At 55.9% G+C, this 1,577-nt stretch carries 2 protein-coding genes; both read left to right on the top strand.

Annotated features, from left to right (window positions below; genetic code table 11):
- Positions 1 to 1,229: rhamnulokinase (locus RMSM_RS28800; RefSeq protein WP_040769920.1), on the top strand; the 1,229-nt coding region annotated here is incomplete at its 5' end.
- 99 nt (positions 1,230 to 1,328) lie between these two features.
- On the top strand, positions 1,329 to 1,577 hold a 249-nt coding region (locus tag RMSM_RS28795; RefSeq protein ID WP_040769918.1), incomplete at its 3' end, for a 5-formyltetrahydrofolate cyclo-ligase.

The following is a 1,577-nucleotide window of genomic DNA, read 5'->3' as shown; positions in this document are numbered from 1 at the left end:
TTTTGGTCGACGACCAGGACCAGATGACCGGCCCGGTCCGTCACTACCGCGATCCCCGCACACGAGGGATGATGCAGCGTGCCTGGGAAATCGTTCCCCGAAAAGAGATTTTCGAGGTGACAGGGCTGCAATTCATGGAGATCAATACGCTGTACCAATTGGTCTCGGCTCGATTAGCGGGCGAACCTTCGCTCGAAATCGCCGACGGATTTCTGATGATGGGCGATTTTTTTCATTGGTTGTTGTCCGGACAACGCAGTATCGAAGCGACCAACGCGTCGACCACTCAATTGCTTGATCCTCGCACACGCAAATGGTCCAGCGAGCTGATATCTCGCTTTAAATTGCCTAGCAAGATATTCCGAGACGTTGTGGAGCCCGGCAGCCAGCTTGGCGTCGTCCAACCTTCGGTCGCCGCATTGACGGGTCTCGACAACGTCCCGGTGATCGTTCCCGCCACGCACGACACGGCGTCGGCCGTGATTGCAGTCCCCGTCAATGACTTTGCGTCGGAGAAACCAAACTGGTGCTACATCAGCTCGGGAACGTGGTCGTTGATGGGATGCGAGTTGAATCGGCCAATGATTAACGAAACCTGCGCCGAGCTGAACTTTACCAACGAAGGCGGCATTCAAGGCAGCACCCGGCTGCTGAAGAACATCGGAGGATTGTGGATTTTCCAGCAGATTCGCAAATCACTCGAGCGTCGCCAGGCGGCCGAGTCATGGGACACGATGGTCGAGCGTGCATTGGCGGCGAAACCATTCGAACTGCTGATCAATCCCGATGACGAGGCCTTCGTAGCGCCGACCGACATGGTGGATGCGATTGTGAGTTACGCCGGACGCACTGGGCAAAAGACGCCCGAAAGCAACGGGGTGCTGTATCGCGGAGCTCTCGAGGGGTTGGCGCTTCGCTATCGCGCTTGCTTGGAAATGCTAGAAACCTTGGTGGGCAATCGAATTGAGGTCATCCACATCGTCGGTGGCGGGTCGCAAAACGAACTACTTTGCCAAATGACTGCGGACGCCTGTAATCGAATTGTGGTGGCCGGACCGGTCGAAGCGACTGCGGCTGGTAACGTCGCGGTCCAAATGATGGGGACAGGGCATCTTGGCTCGGTCGTCGAAGCTCGCGAATTGATCCGAACCAGCTTCGGCACCAAGCAGTTTGATCCCCAAAACCCGTCTGCTTGGGACGACGCAGCAGAGAAATTTAATTCGCTGTAGCGTATACGTCACAGAATGACATTCCCATGATGAGCCCTTCGAGACGATTCCGATCGTTCGTTGATCGTGCCATGAATCCCCGGATTAAACTTAGTTGTTATGAGCCAAGACGCATTCTCGGAAAAGAAACAGCAGATCCGCAAAGCGGCCCACGCCGCGAGGAAAGCTCTGGCTGATAAAAACGCGGCCAGCCAACAGATCACCGACCGCGTGATGCGAATGGCTGAATACGAAGCAGCCAGATGTGTGATGTGGTACGTCGATATTCGTGACGAAGTGCGGACGCGGCATGCGTTGCCCGCGGCGGTGGCAAGCGACAAAGACATCGTGATCCCGTATTGCGTTGAC

Origin of the sequence: Rhodopirellula maiorica SM1, assembly GCF_000346295.1 — a bacterium.
Taxonomy (GTDB): Bacteria; Planctomycetota; Planctomycetia; order Pirellulales; family Pirellulaceae; genus Novipirellula; species Novipirellula maiorica.
The sequence above is the reverse complement of the archived record's forward strand: the minus strand, read 5'-3'. Positions and strand labels throughout refer to the sequence as shown.